The sequence below is a fragment of the Phenylobacterium sp. genome, from assembly GCF_030646615.1.
GTDB lineage: Bacteria > Pseudomonadota > Alphaproteobacteria > Caulobacterales > Caulobacteraceae > Phenylobacterium.
The window spans coordinates 1-17,865 of sequence record NZ_JAUSLG010000027.1; the positions used below are offsets into that span (position 1 = coordinate 1).

16 protein-coding genes and 1 pseudogene are annotated in these 17,865 nt (G+C 68.7%); 5 read left to right on the forward strand and 12 right to left on the reverse strand.

All coding sequences use genetic code 11. From position 1 onward, the window contains the following. Positions 1-744 (reverse strand): annotated as a pseudogene (locus tag Q7S93_RS04550) (enoyl-CoA hydratase-related protein); the annotation flags it as partial. 178 nt (positions 745-922) lie between these two features. On the opposite strand from Q7S93_RS04550, the gene Q7S93_RS04555 reads away from it, so the two are divergent. Together Q7S93_RS04555 and Q7S93_RS04560 are read left to right on the forward strand one after the other, a co-directional pair. Next, on the forward strand, positions 923-1,711 hold the full coding sequence (locus Q7S93_RS04555) for an SDR family oxidoreductase (RefSeq protein WP_304712531.1): 789 nt from the start codon (positions 923-925) through the stop codon (positions 1,709-1,711). Between the two features lie 127 nt (positions 1,712-1,838). Further along, positions 1,839-3,068, forward strand: a complete 1,230-nt coding sequence (locus Q7S93_RS04560; RefSeq protein ID WP_304712533.1) for a TetR/AcrR family transcriptional regulator — start codon at positions 1,839-1,841, stop codon at positions 3,066-3,068. Positions 3,069-3,089: 21 nt separating this feature from the next. On the opposite strand, the gene Q7S93_RS04565 is transcribed toward Q7S93_RS04560, so the two are convergent. The 4 genes from Q7S93_RS04565 to Q7S93_RS04580 form a co-directional block, all read right to left on the reverse strand. Continuing rightward, positions 3,090-4,556 (reverse strand): MFS transporter, encoded by a 1,467-nt coding sequence (locus Q7S93_RS04565; protein WP_304712535.1) that lies wholly within the window; start codon positions 4,554-4,556, stop codon positions 3,090-3,092. 156 nt (positions 4,557-4,712) lie between these two features. After that, positions 4,713-6,221 (reverse strand): MFS transporter, encoded by a 1,509-nt coding sequence (locus Q7S93_RS04570; RefSeq protein ID WP_304712537.1) that lies wholly within the window; start codon positions 6,219-6,221, stop codon positions 4,713-4,715. A 10-nt stretch (positions 6,222-6,231) separates the two neighbouring features. After that, positions 6,232-7,749 carry an MFS transporter gene (locus Q7S93_RS04575; protein ID WP_304712539.1) on the reverse strand — a complete coding sequence of 506 codons (1,518 nt, stop codon included), beginning with the start codon at positions 7,747-7,749 and terminating at the stop codon, positions 6,232-6,234. A gap of 474 nt (positions 7,750-8,223) precedes the next feature. Further along, the gene (locus Q7S93_RS04580; RefSeq protein ID WP_304712540.1) at positions 8,224-9,216 is read right to left on the reverse strand and encodes an NAD(P)H-quinone oxidoreductase; all 993 of its coding nucleotides are present in this window, start codon (positions 9,214-9,216) and stop codon (positions 8,224-8,226) included. 85 nt (positions 9,217-9,301) lie between these two features. Here Q7S93_RS04580 and Q7S93_RS04585 point away from each other — a divergent pair, with 85 nt between their 5' ends. Both Q7S93_RS04585 and rcdA read left to right on the forward strand, forming a co-directional pair. Continuing rightward, entirely contained in the window at positions 9,302-9,499 is a 198-nt protein-coding gene (locus tag Q7S93_RS04585) for a DUF1192 domain-containing protein (protein ID WP_304712542.1), read from the forward strand. 123 nt (positions 9,500-9,622) lie between these two features. After that, positions 9,623-10,138: a protease adaptor protein RcdA gene (gene rcdA, locus Q7S93_RS04590; protein ID WP_304712544.1), complete on the forward strand. Its 516-nt coding sequence runs from the start codon at positions 9,623-9,625 to the stop codon at positions 10,136-10,138. 129 nt (positions 10,139-10,267) lie between these two features. Here rcdA and rpmE read toward each other — a convergent pair whose 3' ends face one another. Then, the gene (gene rpmE, locus Q7S93_RS04595) at positions 10,268-10,492 is read right to left on the reverse strand and encodes a 50S ribosomal protein L31 (RefSeq protein WP_300574632.1); all 225 of its coding nucleotides are present in this window, start codon (positions 10,490-10,492) and stop codon (positions 10,268-10,270) included. Positions 10,493-10,611: 119 nt separating this feature from the next. On the opposite strand from rpmE, the gene Q7S93_RS04600 reads away from it, so the two are divergent. After that, a complete protein-coding gene (locus tag Q7S93_RS04600) occupies positions 10,612-12,474 on the forward strand; it encodes an ABC transporter transmembrane domain-containing protein (protein ID WP_304712547.1) in 1,863 nt (620 codons plus the stop codon). Between the two features lie 5 nt (positions 12,475-12,479). Here Q7S93_RS04600 and Q7S93_RS04605 read toward each other — a convergent pair whose 3' ends face one another. From Q7S93_RS04605 to Q7S93_RS04630, 6 genes are all read right to left on the reverse strand, one after another. After that, on the reverse strand, positions 12,480-13,517 hold the full coding sequence (locus Q7S93_RS04605; protein WP_304712548.1) for a glycerophosphodiester phosphodiesterase family protein: 1,038 nt from the start codon (positions 13,515-13,517) through the stop codon (positions 12,480-12,482). Between the two features lie 57 nt (positions 13,518-13,574). After that, on the reverse strand, positions 13,575-14,369 hold the full coding sequence (locus Q7S93_RS04610; RefSeq protein ID WP_304712550.1) for an inositol monophosphatase family protein: 795 nt from the start codon (positions 14,367-14,369) through the stop codon (positions 13,575-13,577). Between the two features lie 116 nt (positions 14,370-14,485). After that, positions 14,486-15,151 (reverse strand): thiamine phosphate synthase, encoded by a 666-nt coding sequence (gene thiE, locus Q7S93_RS04615; RefSeq protein ID WP_304712552.1) that lies wholly within the window; start codon positions 15,149-15,151, stop codon positions 14,486-14,488. Positions 15,152-15,193: 42 nt separating this feature from the next. Next, on the reverse strand, positions 15,194-15,346 hold the full coding sequence (locus tag Q7S93_RS04620; RefSeq protein ID WP_304712554.1) for a hypothetical protein: 153 nt from the start codon (positions 15,344-15,346) through the stop codon (positions 15,194-15,196). After that, a complete protein-coding gene (gene cydB, locus Q7S93_RS04625; protein ID WP_304712556.1) occupies positions 15,330-16,355 on the reverse strand; it encodes a cytochrome d ubiquinol oxidase subunit II in 1,026 nt (341 codons plus the stop codon). The genes Q7S93_RS04620 and cydB overlap by 17 nt, the downstream gene beginning before the upstream one ends. Next, a complete protein-coding gene (locus Q7S93_RS04630; protein WP_304712557.1) occupies positions 16,355-17,785 on the reverse strand; it encodes a cytochrome ubiquinol oxidase subunit I in 1,431 nt (476 codons plus the stop codon). Before Q7S93_RS04630 ends, cydB begins: the two co-directional genes overlap by 1 nt. Positions 17,786-17,865: the final 80 nt, after the last annotated feature.

Consider the following 17,865-nt stretch of genomic DNA (forward strand, 5'->3'; position numbering starts at 1 on the left):
CACCGCCGCTTCGATGCAGCGGATATTGTATTCCGGGGCCAGGAAGCCGCGGAACTTGCGCGCATTGGCCTTGCGGAAAATCACGAAGATCTCCGGCTTGCCCTTGGCGGCTTCCAGCTTATCGGTCTGGACGCGGATCTAGGCCCGCGGCCGCCCCTCGGCCACCACCTTGCGGGCGAATGCGATGGCCTGATCGCGCAGCTGGCCCTCCTCGACCAGCTCGTCCACCAGGCCGAGGCTCGCAGCCTCCTTGGCCGGCACATGGCGGCCCGAGGTCATCATGGCGAGCGCGTTCTCGACCCCGACCACCCGGGGCAGGCGCTGGGTGCCGCCGGCGCCGGGCAGCAGGCCGAGATTGACCTCCGGCAGGCCCAGGCGGGCCGAGGGCGTCGCCACGCGGTAGTGCGCGCACAGCGCCACCTCCAGGCCGCCGCCGAGGGCGGTGCCATGGATCGCGGCGATCACCGGCTTGGACGCGCCCTCGATGACGTTCTGCACGTCAGCCAGCTGGGGGTCGGCCATGGCCGAACCGAACTCGGTGATGTCGGCGCCGGCGATGAAGGTGCGCCCCTCGCAGACCAGGACGATGGCCTTGGCGGCCGCGTCAGCGTCGGCCTGCTTGAAGGCCTCGAACAGCCCCTGGCGCACGGCGGCCGACAGGGCGTTCACCGGCGGCGAGTTCAGGGTGATGACGGCGACATCGCCGTCGAGGGTCATTTCGGTGACCGGATTGATCTGGCTCATGCGCGTCCTCGAATTTCGTGGGGGCCGCTTCTCGGACGGGCGACCTGGCTGATTCAAACGCGTGTTATAGGCCTGACAGGATGGGGCTGAGTCAATCGGCCTCGCCCCCGATCACGGCTCGCCAGCCTCACGCTAGGGCAGGCGGGACAAGGGAAACGCATAGGCAAAGGAGGCGCTCATGGCGCTCGATCTCTTCACCCTCCAGGGGCGCACAGCCCTCGTCACCGGCGGCTCGCGCGGCATCGGCAAGATGATCGCCGCCGGCTTCCTGGCCCAGGGGGCCAAGGTCTATATCTCGTCGCGCAAGGCCGACGCCTGCGACGCCGCCGCCGAGGAGCTGTCGCAAGGGGGCGGGACCTGCATCTCCCTGCCGCAGGACGTGTCGTCGGCGGCTGGTTGCCAGGCCCTGGCCAAGGCCATCGAGGAGCGGGAAGACAAGCTCGACATCCTGGTGAACAACGCCGGCGCCGCCTGGGGCGCGCCCTTCGAGGAGTTTCCCGAGCACGGCTGGGACAAGGTCATGGACCTGAACCTCAAGTCCCCCTTCTTCCTGACCCAGGCCCTGCATGTGGCCCTGAAGAAGGCCGGGACCCATGACCAGCCGGCCAAGGTGATCAACATCGCCTCTATCGACGGCATCCGCCTGAACCCGCAGGACACCTATTCCTATCACGCCTCCAAGTCGGGCCTGATCTACCTGACCCGCCGGCTGGCCGCCCGGCTGATCACCGACAATATCGTGGTCAGCGCCATCGCGCCCGGCGCCTTCGCCTCGGAGATGAACCGCACCGCCCGCGACCACGGCGACGCCGTGGCCAAGGCGATCCCGGCCCGCCGCATCGGCCGTGACGAAGACATGGCCGGCGCCGCCATCTATCTGGCCAGCCGGGCCGGGAACTATGTGGTCGGCGAGACCATCGCCGTGGACGGCGGCGTGGCCCTGGCCACGGTCGGCGCCATCGGCTGAGGCGGGTCGTCCCAGAACCGGCGTGACCTTCGCTTTACCTTTGCGTCAAGGTGTAGATAGAGAGGGGGCTGCGCCGGTTCCTGGGTCTCCCCACGCAGGGCCGGCGAGGATTGGAGCCGTCATCCCCATGGGCGAACGGAACGTCGCGCGCGCGACGGATCGATATGAGCGCAAGCGTGAGGACATCCTCGACGCCGCGACGGTGATCCTCAACCAGCTGGGGGTCAAAGGCCTGACCCTGAGCGTGGCGGCCGCCGCGGTGGGCCTGTCGACCACGAGCGTCACCTATTATTTCAAGCGCAAGGACGACCTGGCCGCCGCCTGCCTGATGCGTGGGGTCGACTGGCTGGCCCATCTGGCCGAGAGCGCCCAGGCGATCAGCGACCCCGCCGAGCGGTTGGCCCTGGTGTTTGATCTTCACCTGGAACGGCTGCGCCTGACGGCCACAGGCCAGGCGCCGCCCTTGCCGGTGCTGTCGGATATCCGCGCCCTCAACCAGCCCCGTCGGGGCGAGGTGTTCGCCGCCTATATGAAGGCCTTCCGCCGGATGCGGCAGATCTTCGACGCCCCGGAGCTGGCCTGGCTGACCCGGGGTCGCCGCACGGCCCGCACCCACATGCTGCTGGAGCAGATCTTCTGGTCGGCCTCCTGGTTGCCCAAGTACGATCCGGAAGACTATCCGCGCATCCGCGAGCGCATGTGCGACATCCTGCTGAACGGCCTGGCCGTCCCGGGCGCCGAGTGGGCGCCGAAGCTGCCGCCCATGTCGGAACTGGCGCCGGGCGAGGGCCTGGAGATGAGCCGCGACGCCTTCCTGCGGGCCGCCACCCGGCTGATCAACACCCATGGCTACAAGGGCGCCTCGGTGGACCGGATTTCGGCCGAGCTCAATGTGACCAAGGGCTCATTCTACCACCACAACGAGGCCAAGGATGACCTGGTGGTCACCTGCTTCGAGCGCAGCTTCGAGGTCATGCGCCGGGTCCAGCGGCTGGCCATGGCCCGGGACGGCGACCAGTGGAGCAAGCTGTCCAGCGCCGCGGCCGCCCTGGCCGAATACCAGCTCTCGGACTATGGCCCCCTGCTGCGATCCTCGGCGCTCAGCGCCCTGCCCGAACCGATCCGCAAGGAGATGGGCCAGGACTTCAACCGGGTCTCGGACCGCTTCGCCTCGATGATCTCCGATGGAATCGCCGAGGGCTCGATCCGGCCGGTGGACCCGTTCATCGCCGCCCAGATGCTGGCCGCCACCCTCAACGCCGGCGCCGAGCTCGCCTTCTGGGTGCCCGGCGTACGGCAGAAGGCGGCCCCGGCGGTGTTCGTCCGGCCCATGCTGATGGGCGTCTTCAAGCCCTGAGCGTCTGAGGGGCGCGTGCGCCTATTGCGGCCCAGGCGTCTCGATCCCATCGGCGCCGGCCTCTGCGGCGAGCTGGCGCACTGAGGCTTCGTGCTTGTCGCGGGTGATGGCGTAGAAGGCCACGAAGGCGACGGCCGCGGCGTAGAGCAAGCCCAGCAGCGGCACATAGAGCATGCCCAGATTCCTGATCACTTCATCGGGCACCTGGCCCGGCTGGGCGTTCTGCGGGAAGGCGATGGCCAGCAGGATCATGCTCGAGGCGAAGATGCCGATGCCCGAGACCGCCTTGTTGACGAAGCTGGCGGCGGCGAAGAACAGGCCTTCCGAGCGCCGGCCGGTCTTCAGTTCGGAATCCTCCACCACGTCGGCGATCATCGAGGAGATGAGGATCGAGGCGGTGATCGACAGCCCCGTCGACAGCAGGGTCTGGACGAACAGGATCGGGATGATCACCGGATTGTCGTTGTCGGGGAACACCCCCAGCAGCCGCAGGGTGATGGGCGCCGCCCCTACGAGGAAGGACAGCACCTTGGCCAGCTGGGCGGCGTTCTTCTTGCCCATGCGCAGGGATAGCGGCGCGGCCAGGCCAAAGGCGAGCGCTGCGGAGATGAAGTTGGCCACCGCAAACAGCGAGATCTCGACCGCCGAGAGCTCCCAGAAATAGGTGTTGAAATAGAGGTTCAGCGACAGGACCAGCCCGCCCGCCATGGCGTTGAACAGACCGGCCATGATCAGGACCAGGAAGGAGCGGTTGGAGAGGGTGCCCGTCATCTCCTTGATCACCTGCGCCAAGGTCAGCTTGCGCTTGGGCGGGGTGATCAGTTCAGGGATGTGTCGGTGGGTGCCCATGGCTGAGACGAGGATGGCCACAAGCATCACAAGGGCCGCGGTGGTCCCATAGGCGACATAGCCGTCCGGGTTCAGCTGGCCCACCGGATGCTCGGCGCTGGGGCGCAGGAAGACCTGGAAGGCCAGCAGCGTCATGGTCAGTCCGCCCCACCAGGCGAAGAAGTACCGGTAGCTGAGCACCTTGGTGCGCTCGTCGTAGTCGGTGGTGAGCTCGGCGGCCAGGGCGGTGGACGGGATCTCATAGAGGGTGATGAAGGTGCGGATCATCACCGCCACCGCCAGCAGATAGAAGAACATGCCGGTCTGGGACAGCTCCGGCGGGTTCCACAGCAGGCCGTAGGTGATCGCCACCGGCAGGGCGGCGGCATACATGAACGGGTGGCGGCGGCCCCATTTCGAGCGCCAGTTGTCCGACACCTGCCCGATCAGCGGATCAGAGATGGCGTCGAAGACCATGGCGATCATGATCACCAGCCCGACCAGGTGCGCCGGGAGGCCGATCACCTGGTTGTAGAAGATCAGCAGGAGATAGGAAAAACCCTGGTCCTTGACCCCGAAGGCCACGGTGCCGAAGCCGTAGAACAGCTTGGTGGGCAGGCTGAGTTTCTGGCGTGGGGGGCGCACGGCGCTGACGGTCACGGTTGATCCTTGGCCGAAGGCGGCGCCTGGCCGGCGACGCGTACTGAAGGCGGCCTGCGAACAGGCCAGGGCATCTAAGTGGCGCTTCAGCTGTCAGACAAGGGCGCGGCCCGGGAATTCGCATCCCGGGCCGGCGGGCGCCCGCCGCTCAAGGCCTCAGGCTCCGGTCACCGGGGGCGAGGTCGGGCCGATCTCCCGGGCGGCCTCGGCCTTGAGAGCGGTCTCCTCCAGCTTGCGCAGGTTCTCCTCATGGGCGGCCTTGTCGATCTTGAACATGAACAGGCAGCCGATGGCGATGGCGTAGAAGAACAGCAGGGTCGGCAGATAGATCAGCGCCATGTTGCGCAGCACCTCGTCGTCGACCTGGCCCCGGACGGCGCTCTGCGGGAAGGCGACGAAGGCCAGGACGGCGCCCGAGACGAAGACCCCGACGCCGGAGACCACCTTCTTGAACAGGTTGTCGAAGGAGAACAGCAGGCCCTCGGATCGCCGGCCGGTCTTGACCTCGGAATCCTCGACCACGTCGGCGATCATCGAGGCCAGCATGACCCCGGTCATCATGGCCATGGCGCCGTTGGCGATCACGTCGACGAACAGGATCCAGAACAGGAGGTCCGTGCCATTGGCGGGCATCCAGCCCACCAGCCGCAGGGCGATGGGTCCGAGAAGGGCGACCACGGCGCCGGCGAACATGGTGATGGCGCCGTTCCGCTTGCCCATCTTGGCCGCCACCTTGGGGGCCAGCGACACGCCCATGACGCTGGCGATCACGCCGGCCACGGTCAGCAGGGCCAGCTGGTTCTGGGAGAGCTCCCAGAAGTACAGGAAGAAGTAGAGCTCGAGCCCGCCCTTCACCCCCAGCGACATGGACATGAAGACGCCCGAGATCGTCAGGACCACGAAGGAGCGGTTGTTGAGCGTGTGGGCCACCTCGCGGGCCATGCCCTTGAAGGTGATCTTGCGGGTCGGCGGCTTGCGCAGTTCGGGGATGTATTTGTGGGTGCCGGCGGTCGAGGCCAGGATGATGACGAAGATCAGGATCGCCGCGCAGAGCGCGTAGCTGAAATAGCCCTCCTGGGCCAGGACGCCGCCGGAGCCATCGGGGTTCTCCCGGAGGAAGACCTGATAGGCCAGAAGCGTCATCCCCAGGCCGCCCGCCACGCCGAAGAAGCCGCGCAGGGCGATGAGGCTCGTCCGGTCGTCATAGCTCTTGGCCAGTTCCGGGGCCAAGGCCGAGGAGGGCAGCTCGAAGAAGGTGTCGAACAGTCGGATCACCAGCAGGCAGGTCGGCATGTAGGCGAAGATCTGCGCATGTTCCCAACCGGCCGGCGGGTTCCAGATCAGGAAGAAGGCGATCGCTACGGGCAGGGCGGCGATATACATGAAGGGGTGGCGCCGCCCCCAGCGGGAGCGGAAATTGTCCGACACCTGGCCCACGATCGGATCGACGAAAGCGTCGAAGATCAGAGCGAACATGATGGCGGTCGAAACCATCTGCGGCGGCAGGCCAATAACCTGATTGTAGAACAGCAGCAGGAAGGTCGAGAGACCCCGCTGCTTGATCGCGCTGGCCGCGCCGCCTGCGCCATAGAGGATGCGCGTGGTGAGGCTGAGGCGTCGGTCAGCGGAGGCCGCAGCCGGAGCCGGGGTCGAAGTGGCCGTCATATGTTGATCCTCAGGCCTTGGAGCCGATGGGGGCGGGGCCGCCGGGCAGGGGCTGGGCGGTGGTGTCGGTCGCCTCGTGGGCGGCCGCCGTGGCCCTTGCGCCGGCCTCGTCGAGGATCCGGAGATTGTCCTCGTGCTTGGCCTTGTCGATGTTGAAGAGCGATAGGCAGACGATCCCCATGCCGTAGAGCAGGGTGACCAGGGGCAGATAGATCAGGCCCATATTCTGCAGGATTTCCGGGGAAACCTCCCCGCGCCGCGCCCCTTCGGGGAAGCTGACCATGCTGAGCACGGAGCCGGCGATGAAGATGCCGACGCCCGAAACGATCTTCTTGAAGAGGTTGTCGGCCGACATCAGCAGGCCTTCGGAGCGACGGCCCGTCTTGACCTCGGCGTCCTCGACCACGTCGGCGACCATGGAGAACAGCATCACCCCCGTCGCCACCGCCATGCCGGAATTGAAGAAGGTCTCCAGCAGCAGGATGACGAACAGCAGGTCGGTCCCATTGGGGGGCATCAGGCCCACCAGGCGCAGGGCGATGGGGGTGATGCCGACGGCGAGCGCGCTGGCGAACATCAGGATCGCCCCGTGCTTCTTGCCCATGGCTCGGGCGATGTGGGGGGCGACGACCACGCCGCACAGGCTGCCGGCCACGCTGACCGCAGTGAGGATGGCCAGCTGGCCCTGGGTCAGCTCCCAGAAATAGAGGGCGAAATAGATCTCCAGGCCGTTCTTCGAGCCGGCGGCCACGGCGATAAACATGCCGGTCAGGGTGGCGATGACGAAGGCGCGGTTATTCAGGGTGTGGGCCACTTCCCTGGCCATCGCCTTGAAGGTGATCTTCCGGGTCGGCGGCTGGACCAGATAGGGGATGCGGCTGTGGGTGCCGGCCGTGGACGCCAGGATGACGATGAAGATCAGCACGGCCGAGACCGCCGAATAGGCCAGATAGCCGTCCCGGGCCAGGATGCCGCCGGAGCCGTCCGGGTTCTCGGCCAGGAAGTACTGGTAGGCCGCCACCGTCATGCCGAGCCCACCGACGACGGTGAAGAAGGCGCGCATGGACACCAGGCTGGTGCGCTCGTTGTAGTCGCGGGTCAGCTCAGGGGCCAGCGCCGAGGACGGCAGCTCGAAGAAGGTGTCGAACAGGCGGACGGTGAGCAGGCAGACCACCAGCCAGGCGACAATCGCCTCGTCGCCCCAGCCTGCGGGCGGGTTCCACAGGAGAAAATAGGCCACCGCGACGGGCAGGGCGGCGAAGTACATGAACGGGTGCCGGCGCCCCAGCTTGGAGCGGAAATTGTCGGAAACCTGTCCCACCACGGGATCGACGAAGGCGTCGAACATGAGCGCCAGCATCAGGACGCCCGACACAGTGGCCGGGGGCAACCCCACCACCTGATTGTAGAACAGCATCAGGAAGGTCGCGAGGCCGCGCTGTTTCACGGCATTGGCGACGGAGCCGAGAGAATAGAGCAGCTTGGTATGCAGCTTCAGAGGGGGAATCTCTGAGGGGATCGCCGTCATCAAAATCTCCGGGCGGCAAGGCGGTCAAATGCGGGCGCAGGCGCACGCCCCGACGCTGGGCGCGCCGTCGAAAGGAAATTAAAACTCTCTGACCTGGATGGGACGGGCCCAAGCTTCCCAGGCTCAACCGCAAGAAAATTGCGGGTCACTGCGCGGTCCTCCCTGCCGCGCCTCTTTGCGGGCGCGGTCGTTCTTGTCTCGCGTCTGCGCCCCGGCGCATATGGCGTCGATGGGCAGACACGATCGTTGACAAGCGTGGGCGAGGCTTATCGCAGCGTCAACGCTTATGATCTTACAAGTCTGACACAAACTAACCGTTGACCTACAACGGGTTGTAGCCAAGCCGGCAGTCGCGCCCCTGATCCACCGCCAGGGTCGCAAGGCTCGCCACAGCCGCGGCGGCGGCGCGCTCCACCCTCGTCATTCTTGCCTTCGGTACAGAGCCGGATCGGAAACGCCGCCGTCCCCCCCAACCTAGAGGGTGAGCATAACCTTCCCCAGATGGCCGCCGGCCTCGAGATAGGCGTGGGCCTCGGCCGCCTGGGCCAGGGGGAAGGTCCTGTCGATCTGCGGCGCGAGCTTGCCCGCGGCGACCCAGGGCCAGACGGTGGCCTCGACGGCGGCGGCCAGGCGGGCCTTCTCGTCGGCGCTGCGGGGGCGCAGGGTCGAGCCGGTGATCACCCCGCGCTTCAGCATCAGGGCGCCGATGTTCAGCTCCACCTTGCCGCCGGCCTGGGCGGCGATGAAGACCAGCCGGCCGCCGGTGTTCAGGGCCGCCAGGTCCTTGGCGAAATAGTCGCCGCCGACCATGTCCAGGATCACGTCGCAGCCCCCGTTGGCCAGGGCGACCTCGGCGAAGTCCTGGGCGGTGGCGTCGATGGCGATGTCCGCGCCGAGCTCCAGGGCCTGGCGGGCCTTGTCCGCGCCCCGGGCCGTGGCGATCACCCGGGCGCCGGCGGCCTTGGCCATCTGGATCGCCGTTGTCCCGATGCCGGACGTGGCGCCGTGGACCATCAGGGTCTCGCCGGCCTTCAGCGCCCCATGCTCGAACACATTGGCGAAGACCGTGAAGACGGTCTCGGGCAGGCCGGCGGCCTCCAGGGGGCTGAGGCCCGCCGGGATCGCCAGGGCATGACGGGCGTCGCAGACGGCGTATTGCGCATAGCCGCCGCCGCCGAGCAGGGCGCAGACCTTGTCGCCCACCTTCCACCGCCCGGCGGCGACCATCACCTCGCCGGCCACTTCCAGCCCCATGGTCTCGGGCGCCCCGGGCGGGGGCGCATAGAAGCCCAGGCGCTGGGCGATGTCGGGACGATTGACCCCGGCGGCCTCCACGCGGATCAGGATCTGCCCAGGGCCAGGCTCCGGCGTCGGCAGGGTGACGGGATGCAGGGCCTCAGCGGCGCCCTTGCCGCCCTTGATGGCGATGGCGGTCATCTGGGGGGGAAGAGTCTCGGCCTGCGCCATCGTTGTCGCCTCCACGTGCTTGCGCCGGAGCGGCGCAGAGGGTTGGATAAACCGCTCTGGAGCCAGGGCAAAGGGAGGCGCGCACATGGAAGAGCCTGCAGAGATCCGCCTCGGGCGGGGACAGCGACTGGCCGAGGTCGCCCGCGAGGACCTGGAGCTCTACGCCGTCGAGGAGCTGGAGGCCCGCATTGCGGCGCTGGACGCCGAAAAGGCCCGCACCCAGACCTTTATCGACAAGAAGAAGGCCGGACGCGCCGCGGCCGATGCGCTTTTCCGGCAATAGGGTCGCAGGCCCACTCTGGGGCGTGACTCCGGCCAGGGCGGCCCGCTATGGCATGGGGGTTGCAGGTCGCCAGACCACGGACGAACAGATCGTGCAAATGGCTGGCAAGGGCTTGAGGAATTGATGAGCGAACTCACTGCACTGGCGAAACCCTGGCGCGCCGACGTCATCGCCGACTTCGCCCGCTCCGAGCTTTTCGAGCGGACCTTCCAGGAAGGCATGGAGCTGGTTGAAGAGACCGCTTCCTATCTGGACGGCGGCGGTCGCCAGGAATCCAAGCGCCTGGATCGCAACGCCGCCCTGGCCTATGCGGCCGAGAGCATGCGCCTGACCACCCGCCTGATGCAGGTGGCCTCATGGCTGCTGGTCCAGCGGGCCGTGCGCGAGGGCGACATGGCGGCTGAAGCCGCCTGCGAGGACCGCTACCGCCTGGGCGCCGAAGTGGCGCGGCGTCCCTCCGACGCCAGCGTCGGTCTGCTGCCCGGCGGTCTGGTCGAACTCATGGACCGCTCCGAGCGCCTGTTCGAGCGGGTCCGGCATCTGGACAAGCGGATGTATGTGGAATCGGCGGAGGCAAACGCGCCCAATCCCGTGCTGTCCCAGTTCGACCGTCTGCGGGACGCCTTCGGCGCCGCCTGACGCCGCGGGCGCCTCGTGCGCCTCGGAATTCCAGACACAAAGAAGACGCCGCGGGCCGAGGGGCTCGCGGCGTCTTCTTTTTCAAGGCCCATAGGGTCGAAGGCCCGCCACGCGGCGGGCCAGGACGCCCTACTTGCGGGTGAAGCCGCCGAACTTGGCGTTGAACCGCGAAACCCGGCCCGCGCGGTCCAGCAGGGTGTGGGCGCCGCCCGTCCATGCCGGGTGCGTCTTGGGATCGATATCCAGGTTCAGGGTCGCGCCCTCTTTCCCGTAGGTCGATCGGGTCTGATAGGACGTGCCATCCGTCATCACCACAGTGATGAAGTGATAATCGGGGTGCGTGTCTTGTTTCATCGCGAGGACAACCGACGTAAGAGCAAGCGGGTGATGCGCCTCCAACCCAAGGGCCGGGTGCGCAAACGAGCCGCGCGTATACAGAAACGGCGGCCCTGAAGCAAGGGCGCACGGATTTCATGAGCCAACCAGCCGCCAGTCCCGCCGCCTCGGATCCCAGGCCAGACGGCCGCCCGGGCCTGGGGGCCGAGCTCGTCCAGAACCTCGACGAAGCCGCCGCCCGAAGGCCCCGCAGCCGCAATGTCGGCGCCCTGCGCCGGCTGGTCCCCTTCGCCCGTCGCCGGGGCGGCGACGCCCTGTGGGCGCTGATTTTTCTTCTCACCGCCACGGCGGCGACGCTGGGTCTGTCAGGGGCCGTGCGCCTGCTGGTGGACGCCCTGACGCAGCCCGGCATGTCGTCCGCGCAGGTGGACCTGTGGTTCGCCCTGATCGGCGCCGTGGCCGTGGCGCTCGCCCTGTCCTCGGCCCTTCGCTACTTCTTCGTCACCAAGCTCGGCGAGCGGGTGGTGGCCGACCTGCGCAAGGCGGTCTACGGCCATATCCTGACCCTGGACCCCGGCTTCTTCCTGCGCACGCGGACGGGCGAGGTGCTGTCGCGCCTGACCACCGACATCCAGATCGTCGAGAGCCTTATGGCCACCTCGGTCTCGGTGGCCCTGCGCAACCTGCTGACCCTGGTCGGGGCGCTGATCCTGCTGGTCTGGGTCAGCCCTGGCCTGACGGGCCTCGTCCTGCTGATCTTCCCCTTCGTGCTGGCGCCCCTGTTCCTGTTCGGCCGCAGGGTGCGGCGCCTGACCATCTCCACCCAGGACCAGTTCGCCAGCGCGGTCGGCCAGGCCGGCGAAACCCTCGACGCCCTGGAGACCGTTCAGGCCTTCGGCGGCGAGGCGGCGGCGGCCGGCGGCTTCGGCGCTTCGGTGGAGCAGGCCTTCTCCACCTCTCTTAAGCGGATGACCGCCCGGGCGATCATGACCGCCCTGGTCATTGCGCTCGTCTTCGGCGGGGTGGTGGCGATCTTCTGGCTGGGGGTCCATGCGGGCCTGCGGGGCGAGATGAGCTGGGGCGCGCTCTTCCAGTTCGCCTTCCTGGCGGTGATGGCGGCCGGTTCGGTCGGCGCCCTGGGCGAGACCTGGGGGGACGTGCAGAAGGCCGCCGGGGCCATGGACCGGATCGCCGAGCTGCTCGACGCCCGGCCCGGCATCGCGCCGCCGGCCAAGCCCACGGCCCTGCCCAGCCCCGCCCGGGGCGAGATCGCCTTCGAGGGCGTGACCTTCGCCTATCCCGGTCGGCCCGACCTTCCGGCGCTCAGCGACTTTTCCCTGGCCATTGCGCCCGGCGAGCGGGTGGCCCTGGTGGGGCCGTCAGGGGCGGGCAAGAGCACGGTGCTGCGGCTGCTGCTGCGCTTCTATGATCCCACCGAGGGGGCCATTCGCCTGGACGGTGTGGACCTGCGCCAGGCCGATCCTCAGGCCGTGCGCGAACGCATGGCCCTGGTGGCCCAGGACTCGCCGCTGTTCTCCGGATCGGCGGCTCAGAACATCGCCTTTGGCCGGCCAGACGCACGCCCGGAGGACATCCTCGCCGCGGCCCGCGCCGCCCAGGCCGAGGCCTTCATCACCGCCCTGCCCGAGGGCTTCGACACCGCCCTCGGCGACCGGGCGCGCAGCCTGTCGGGCGGGCAGCGCCAGCGGCTGGCCATTGCGCGGGCCCTGGTGCGCCAGGCCCCGATCCTGCTGCTGGACGAGGCCACCAGCGCCCTGGACGCCGAGAACGAGCGGCTGGTGCAGGCCGCCCTGGACGAGGCCATGACCGGCCGCACCACCCTGGTCATCGCCCACAGGCTGGCCACGGTGCTCAAGGCCGACCGCATCGTGGTGATGGACCAGGGCCGTGTGGTCGAACAGGGGCGCCATGCCGAACTCGCGGCCCGGGGCGGTCTCTATGCGAAGCTGGCGGCCCTGCAGTTTGGCCAGGCGGCCTGACTGCCTCAGCCTGAGACCATCGCCTCGCGGACCTTCACGGCCGCTTCCGGGAAATCGGTGAAGACCCCATCGGCGCCGGCGGCGAACAGGGCGCGAAACAGGGTCTCGGCGTCGCCATGGGCGGCCGGATCCTCGCCCCGGCGCAGGGTGGCCGGCAGGAAGCTGTTTTCCAGCCGCACCGTCCAGGGATGAACCTTGAAGCCTGCGCCTTGCGCGCGGGCGATCAGGCCGGTGGGGGGCAGGCTGGGCTGGTCCAGGTGCAGGACCATCTTCAGCTCCGGCCCCAGCCCGTCAGCGAACTCGGCCAACTCCGCCAGCATCGTATCAGACAGGGTCCCGGCCCCGGCCAGCATGACGCTCGGCGCGGCGCTGATCTGCCGGAAGGCGCGCAGGGGCCTGGGCTCGAAGCACTGGACGAAGACCGGGGCGTCCCGGCGATCCAGGTCATTGTCCCGCAGCTCGGCGGCCAGCCGGGCGCCCATGGCCAGGCCGCGGGCCTCGAAATAGGTCGGGTGCTTCATCTCGGGATAGACCCCGATCGTCCGGCCGGTCCGCCGGCTCTGCGCCGTGGCCAGGTCCACCACCTCCTGGAAGGTGGGGATAGGCTCGGCGCCGTCGAAGGCGGCGCTGGCCGGCCGCAGGGCCGGCAGGCGCTCCTTGGCCCGCAGGGTCTTCAGCTCGGTCAGGGTGAAGTCCTCGGTGAACCAGCCGGCGGTCTTGACCCCATCGATGCTGCGCTCGGTTCGCCGGCTGGCGAAATCGGGCCGCTCGGCCACATCGGTGGTTCCGGAGATCTCGTTCTCGTGCCGGGCCACCAGCACGCCGTCGGCCGTCATCACCAGGTCGGGCTCGATGAAGTCACAGCCCTGGTCGATGGCCCGCTGATAGGCCGTCAGCGTGTGTTCAGGCCGCTCGCCGCTGGCGCCGCGATGGGCGATGACCAGGGGGCGGGCTCGGGCCTGCTGGGCGAGGCTTGGCTGGGCGAAGGCGGCCAGGACCAGGGGGGCGGACGCCGTGAAGGCGCGACGGGTGAGGGCGCTCATGCCCCTGATCTAGCCGCCCCTTGTGACGGTTGCGTCAAGCCGATGTCCCGGGCGGGCTCAGGCGGCGGCGCGCAGGCGCTCCAACAGCATGGGATGCAGCTCGAGGTTGGCCGCGCAGACCGAGCCTGAAGCCAGCACGTCCTCGCCGCCGTCGGCGTCGCTCACCTTGCCGCCCGCCTCGGTGATCAGCAGGATGCCCGCCGCCAGGTCCCAGCGATTGAGGTCGCGTTCCCAATAGCCATCGAACCGGCCCGCCGCCACATAGGCCATGTCGAGCGCCGCGGAGCCGAAGCGGCGGACGCCGGCCACCCGCTGGCTGATCTGGTGCAGCTCTTTCAGGAACCTGGCGTGCTGGCCGTGGCCCAGGAAGGGGATGCCGGTGGCGATCACCGACTCGTCGAACCGGGTGCGGGCGGCGACCCGAAGGCGATGGTCGTTCAGGAAGCAGCCCTTGCCCTTCTCGGCCCAGAACAGCTCGTTGCTCACCGGGTTGAAGGTCAGGGCCGCGACGATGGCGCCCTGGCGCTCCAGGGCGATGTTGATGGCGAAGTGCGGGATGGCGTGCAGGAAGTTGGTGGTGCCGTCCAGGGGGTCGACGATCCAGGTGTGGGTCTTGTCCGTGCCCTCGATCATGCCCCGCTCTTCCCCCAGGAAGCCATAGCCGGGGCGGGCCGCGGTCAGGGCCTCGAAGATGGTCTGCTCGGCCTTGATGTCGGCGGCCGAGACGAAGTCGGCGGCGCTCTTCTTGGAGACTTGCAGCTCGGCCAGTTCGCCGAAGTCGCGGTTGAGCCCTCGGGCGGCCTTGCGGGCGGCGTCGGACATGACTTTCAGAAGTGCGGTTTGCGTGGCCACGGTCTGTTCCAGTGCGCGCAAGGACGGGCGGCGGTGGTCGGCGCTCGGGCGGGAAATGGGCGGCGGAACCTAGTCGCCGCGCCGCCCTATGGCAAGGCGGGGTGTCGGGCGGACGTCTAGGCTTGTGTCTGGGCTCGGGCGGCGAGCCCGCGGGCGATGGCGGCGTTCAGGTCCCGGACCGCGGCGGCGGGACCCCCGGGATGGGCCCAGACCCCGGCCGAGACCGCCAGGAAGTCTGCGCCGGCGGCCACCAGCCCCTCGGCGTTCTCGGCCGTGATCCCGCCAATGGCCACGCAGGGAATCTCCATGGACTCCTGCCAGATGGTCAGCAGGTCCGGCTCGGCCCGGGTGGGCGCCTCCTTGGTGGTCGTCGGGAAGAAGGCCCCGAAGGCCACATAGTCGGCGCCGGCCTCGGCGGCCTCCATGGCCAGGTGGCGGCTGTCATGGCAGGTCACGCCGATCATGGCGTTCTTGCCCATGATCTTGCGGGCCTCGCGGCAGGGGGGATCGTCCTGCCCCACATGCACCCCGTCGCAAGCCAAGGCGGCGGCCAGGTCGGGGCGGTCGTTGAGGATCACGGCCACGTCGCGGCTGTGGGCGATGGGCGTCAGGACATCGACCGCCGCGGCGATCACCTCGTCCGGGGCGTCCTTCAGGCGGATCTGCAGGGCGGCCACGTCGCCGGCGTCGAGGGCCTGGGCCAGGGTCCGGCCGAAGGCCGCCAGGTCGTCGAGGACCGGCGGCGTGATCAGATAGAGGCGGCAGTCGGGCGTGGAGGTCATGGGGCCGCTTCTAGCCGCCTCAAGGCGCGAAGGGGAGGGGGCTCATTCCAGGCCGAGCAGGGCGCGCAGGCTGTAGGCCACGGCGCCGGTCGCGGCCATGCCCGCCAGGGCGAGGCCGATGAACCAGGCCAGGCGGCGCGCCAGCGGCCGCGGGGGGGCGTCGGCCTCCGGCGGCCCCTCAATGATATCCGGCATCGGCGCCCACCTTGCCGCGGAAGACCCAGTAGACCCAGACCGTATAGGCCAGGATCACCGGCAGCAGGATCGCCACCCCCACCAGCATCAGGCCCAGCGCATTCTCCGCCGAGGCCGCCTGGCGGAAGGTCAGGTCGTAAGGGACGATATTGGGGAAGAAGCCGACGGCCAGGCCCAGATAGCCTGAGACGAAGACCGTCAGCGCGCCCAGGAAGGGCGCCACATGGCCGCCCTTGGACAGGCCGCGGACCACCAGAGCCAGGCCCGCAAGCCCCAGGAGCGGAATGGGGGAGAGCATCCCCAGGCGGGCGACATCAAAGGCGCCGTCCTCGAACCCCCAACGGACGGCCACCAGCGGATGGACGAACAGGGTGGCCACGCTCACCACCGCCAGCAGGGCGGCGCTGGCGATCACGGCCTTCCAGGCCCAGCGCCGGGCATCGCCGTGCAGATCATCCTCGGTGCGCCAGATGAGCCAGGTGGAGCCGAGCAGGGTGTAGCCGGCGGTCAGGCCAACGGCCACCAGCAGGGTATAGGGGGTCAGCCAGTCGAAGGGGCCGCCGCCAAAGGCCTCGCCCTCCAGGGTGACGCCCTGGATGAAGCCCCCCAGCACCAGGCCCTGGGCCAGGGCCGCCACGGTCGAGCCGCCGGCGAAGGCGGCGGTCCAGAAGGCCTTGCCCCTGACCCGTCCCCGGGCGCGGAATTCGAAGGCCACCCCGCGCAGGATCAGCGCCATCATCATCAGCAGGATGGGGATGTAGAGGGCCGGCATGATCACCGCATAGGCGAGCGGGAAGGCGGCGAAGAGCCCGCCCCCGCCCAGCACCAGCCAGGTCTCGTTGCCGTCCCAGAAGGGGGCGATGGTGTTCATCATGGTGTCCCGGTCGCGGGGCGACCGGGCGAAGGGGAACAGGATGCCGATGCCGAGGTCGAACCCGTCGAGCATCACATAGAGCAGCACCGCCAGGGCGATGATGCCGGCCCAGATGAGCGGCAGGTCGAGGTCCATCAGCGGTCCTCCCGGGGGGCGGGCTTGGCCGGGTCTTCAGGCCCGCCCGGATTTTCCGGCGCGGCCCCCAGGGCCCAGCCGGGCGGTCGATCTTCCGTTGGCGGCGCCTCGTGTGCCCCGGCCAGCGGCCCTTCGGCCAGCATCCGCAGAATATAGAGGGCGCCGACGCTGAAGACGATTCCATAGACCACCAGGAAGGCCAGCAGGGAGGCCGAGACCGAGCCGGCGCCGATGGGCGAGACGGCGTCCTCGGTGCGCAGGATTCCATAGATGACATAGGGCTGGCGGCCGACCTCGGCGACGACCCAGCCGGCGATCACGGCGACGAACCCTGCCGGACCCATGGCCACGCAGGCCCGCAGGAAGGCCGGGCTCCTCGCGATCCGACCGCGCCAGGCCAGCCAGGCGCCCCAGAAGCCCAGGGCGATCATGGCCAGACCCAGGCCCACCATCAGCCGGAACGCCCAGAACACGATGAAGACCGGCGGGCGATCCTCCGGCGCGAACGCCGTCAGGCCCTGGACTTCTGCCTCGGTCGAACCGGCGGTGATCAGGCTGCCGATCTTGGGGATGGAAAGCTCCCAGTGATTGCCTTCAATCTCCCGGTCCGGCCAGGCGGCGATATGGAAGGGCTGCTCGGTCCGCGTCTCCCAGAAGGCCTCGATGGCCGCCAGCTTGGCGGGCTGGTGCTTCAGGACGTCCTTGCCCGACAGGTCGCCGACCAGGAGCTGCAGGGGGGCGACGATGGCCAGCATGCCGATGGCCATCTTCAGGGCCATGGCCGACTCCGGCTCGGTGGCGTCCCGCAGCAGCCGGTAGGCGCTGGCCGCAGCCACCACCAGGGCGGTGGTCAGATAGGCCGCCAGCACCATGTGGGCGAGGCGCTCGGGGAAGGTGGGCGAGAAGATCACCTGCAGCCAGTCCACCGCCACCAGGCCTTCCTCGACCGTGCCGGCGAAGCCCGACGGGCTCTGCATCCAGCTGTTGGCCGAGATGATCCAGAAGGCCGAGGTGAGCGTGCCGAACGCCACCAGCACCGTGGAGGCGAAATGGAGCCCCGGCCCCACCTTCTTCCAGCCGAACAGCATCACCCCCAGGAAGCTCGCCTCCAGGAAGAAGGCGGCCAGGACCTCGAAGGCGAACAGGGGGCCGATCACCGGGCCGGCCACGGCGGAGAAGACGCTCCAATTGGTGCCGAGCTGGTAGCTCATCACGACGCCGCTGACGACGCCCATCCCGAACGAGATGGCGAACACCTTCACCCAGAAGAGATAGAGGGTCTTGAAGGTCTCATTCCGTGTCGTCAGCCAGAGCCCTTCAAGGACGGCTAGGTAACTCGCAAGTCCAATTGTGAAGCTTGGAAAGATGATGTGGAACGCGATCGTGAACGCGAACTGGATTCGCGAGAGAAGCAGCGCGTCGAAGTCCATCTGGTTTCACTCCCCAGGCGGCGGTCGCGGCGGGACTCTTGCGCCTAAGAGGGGCGCGGACCAAGCGCGTCGCCGCGCGA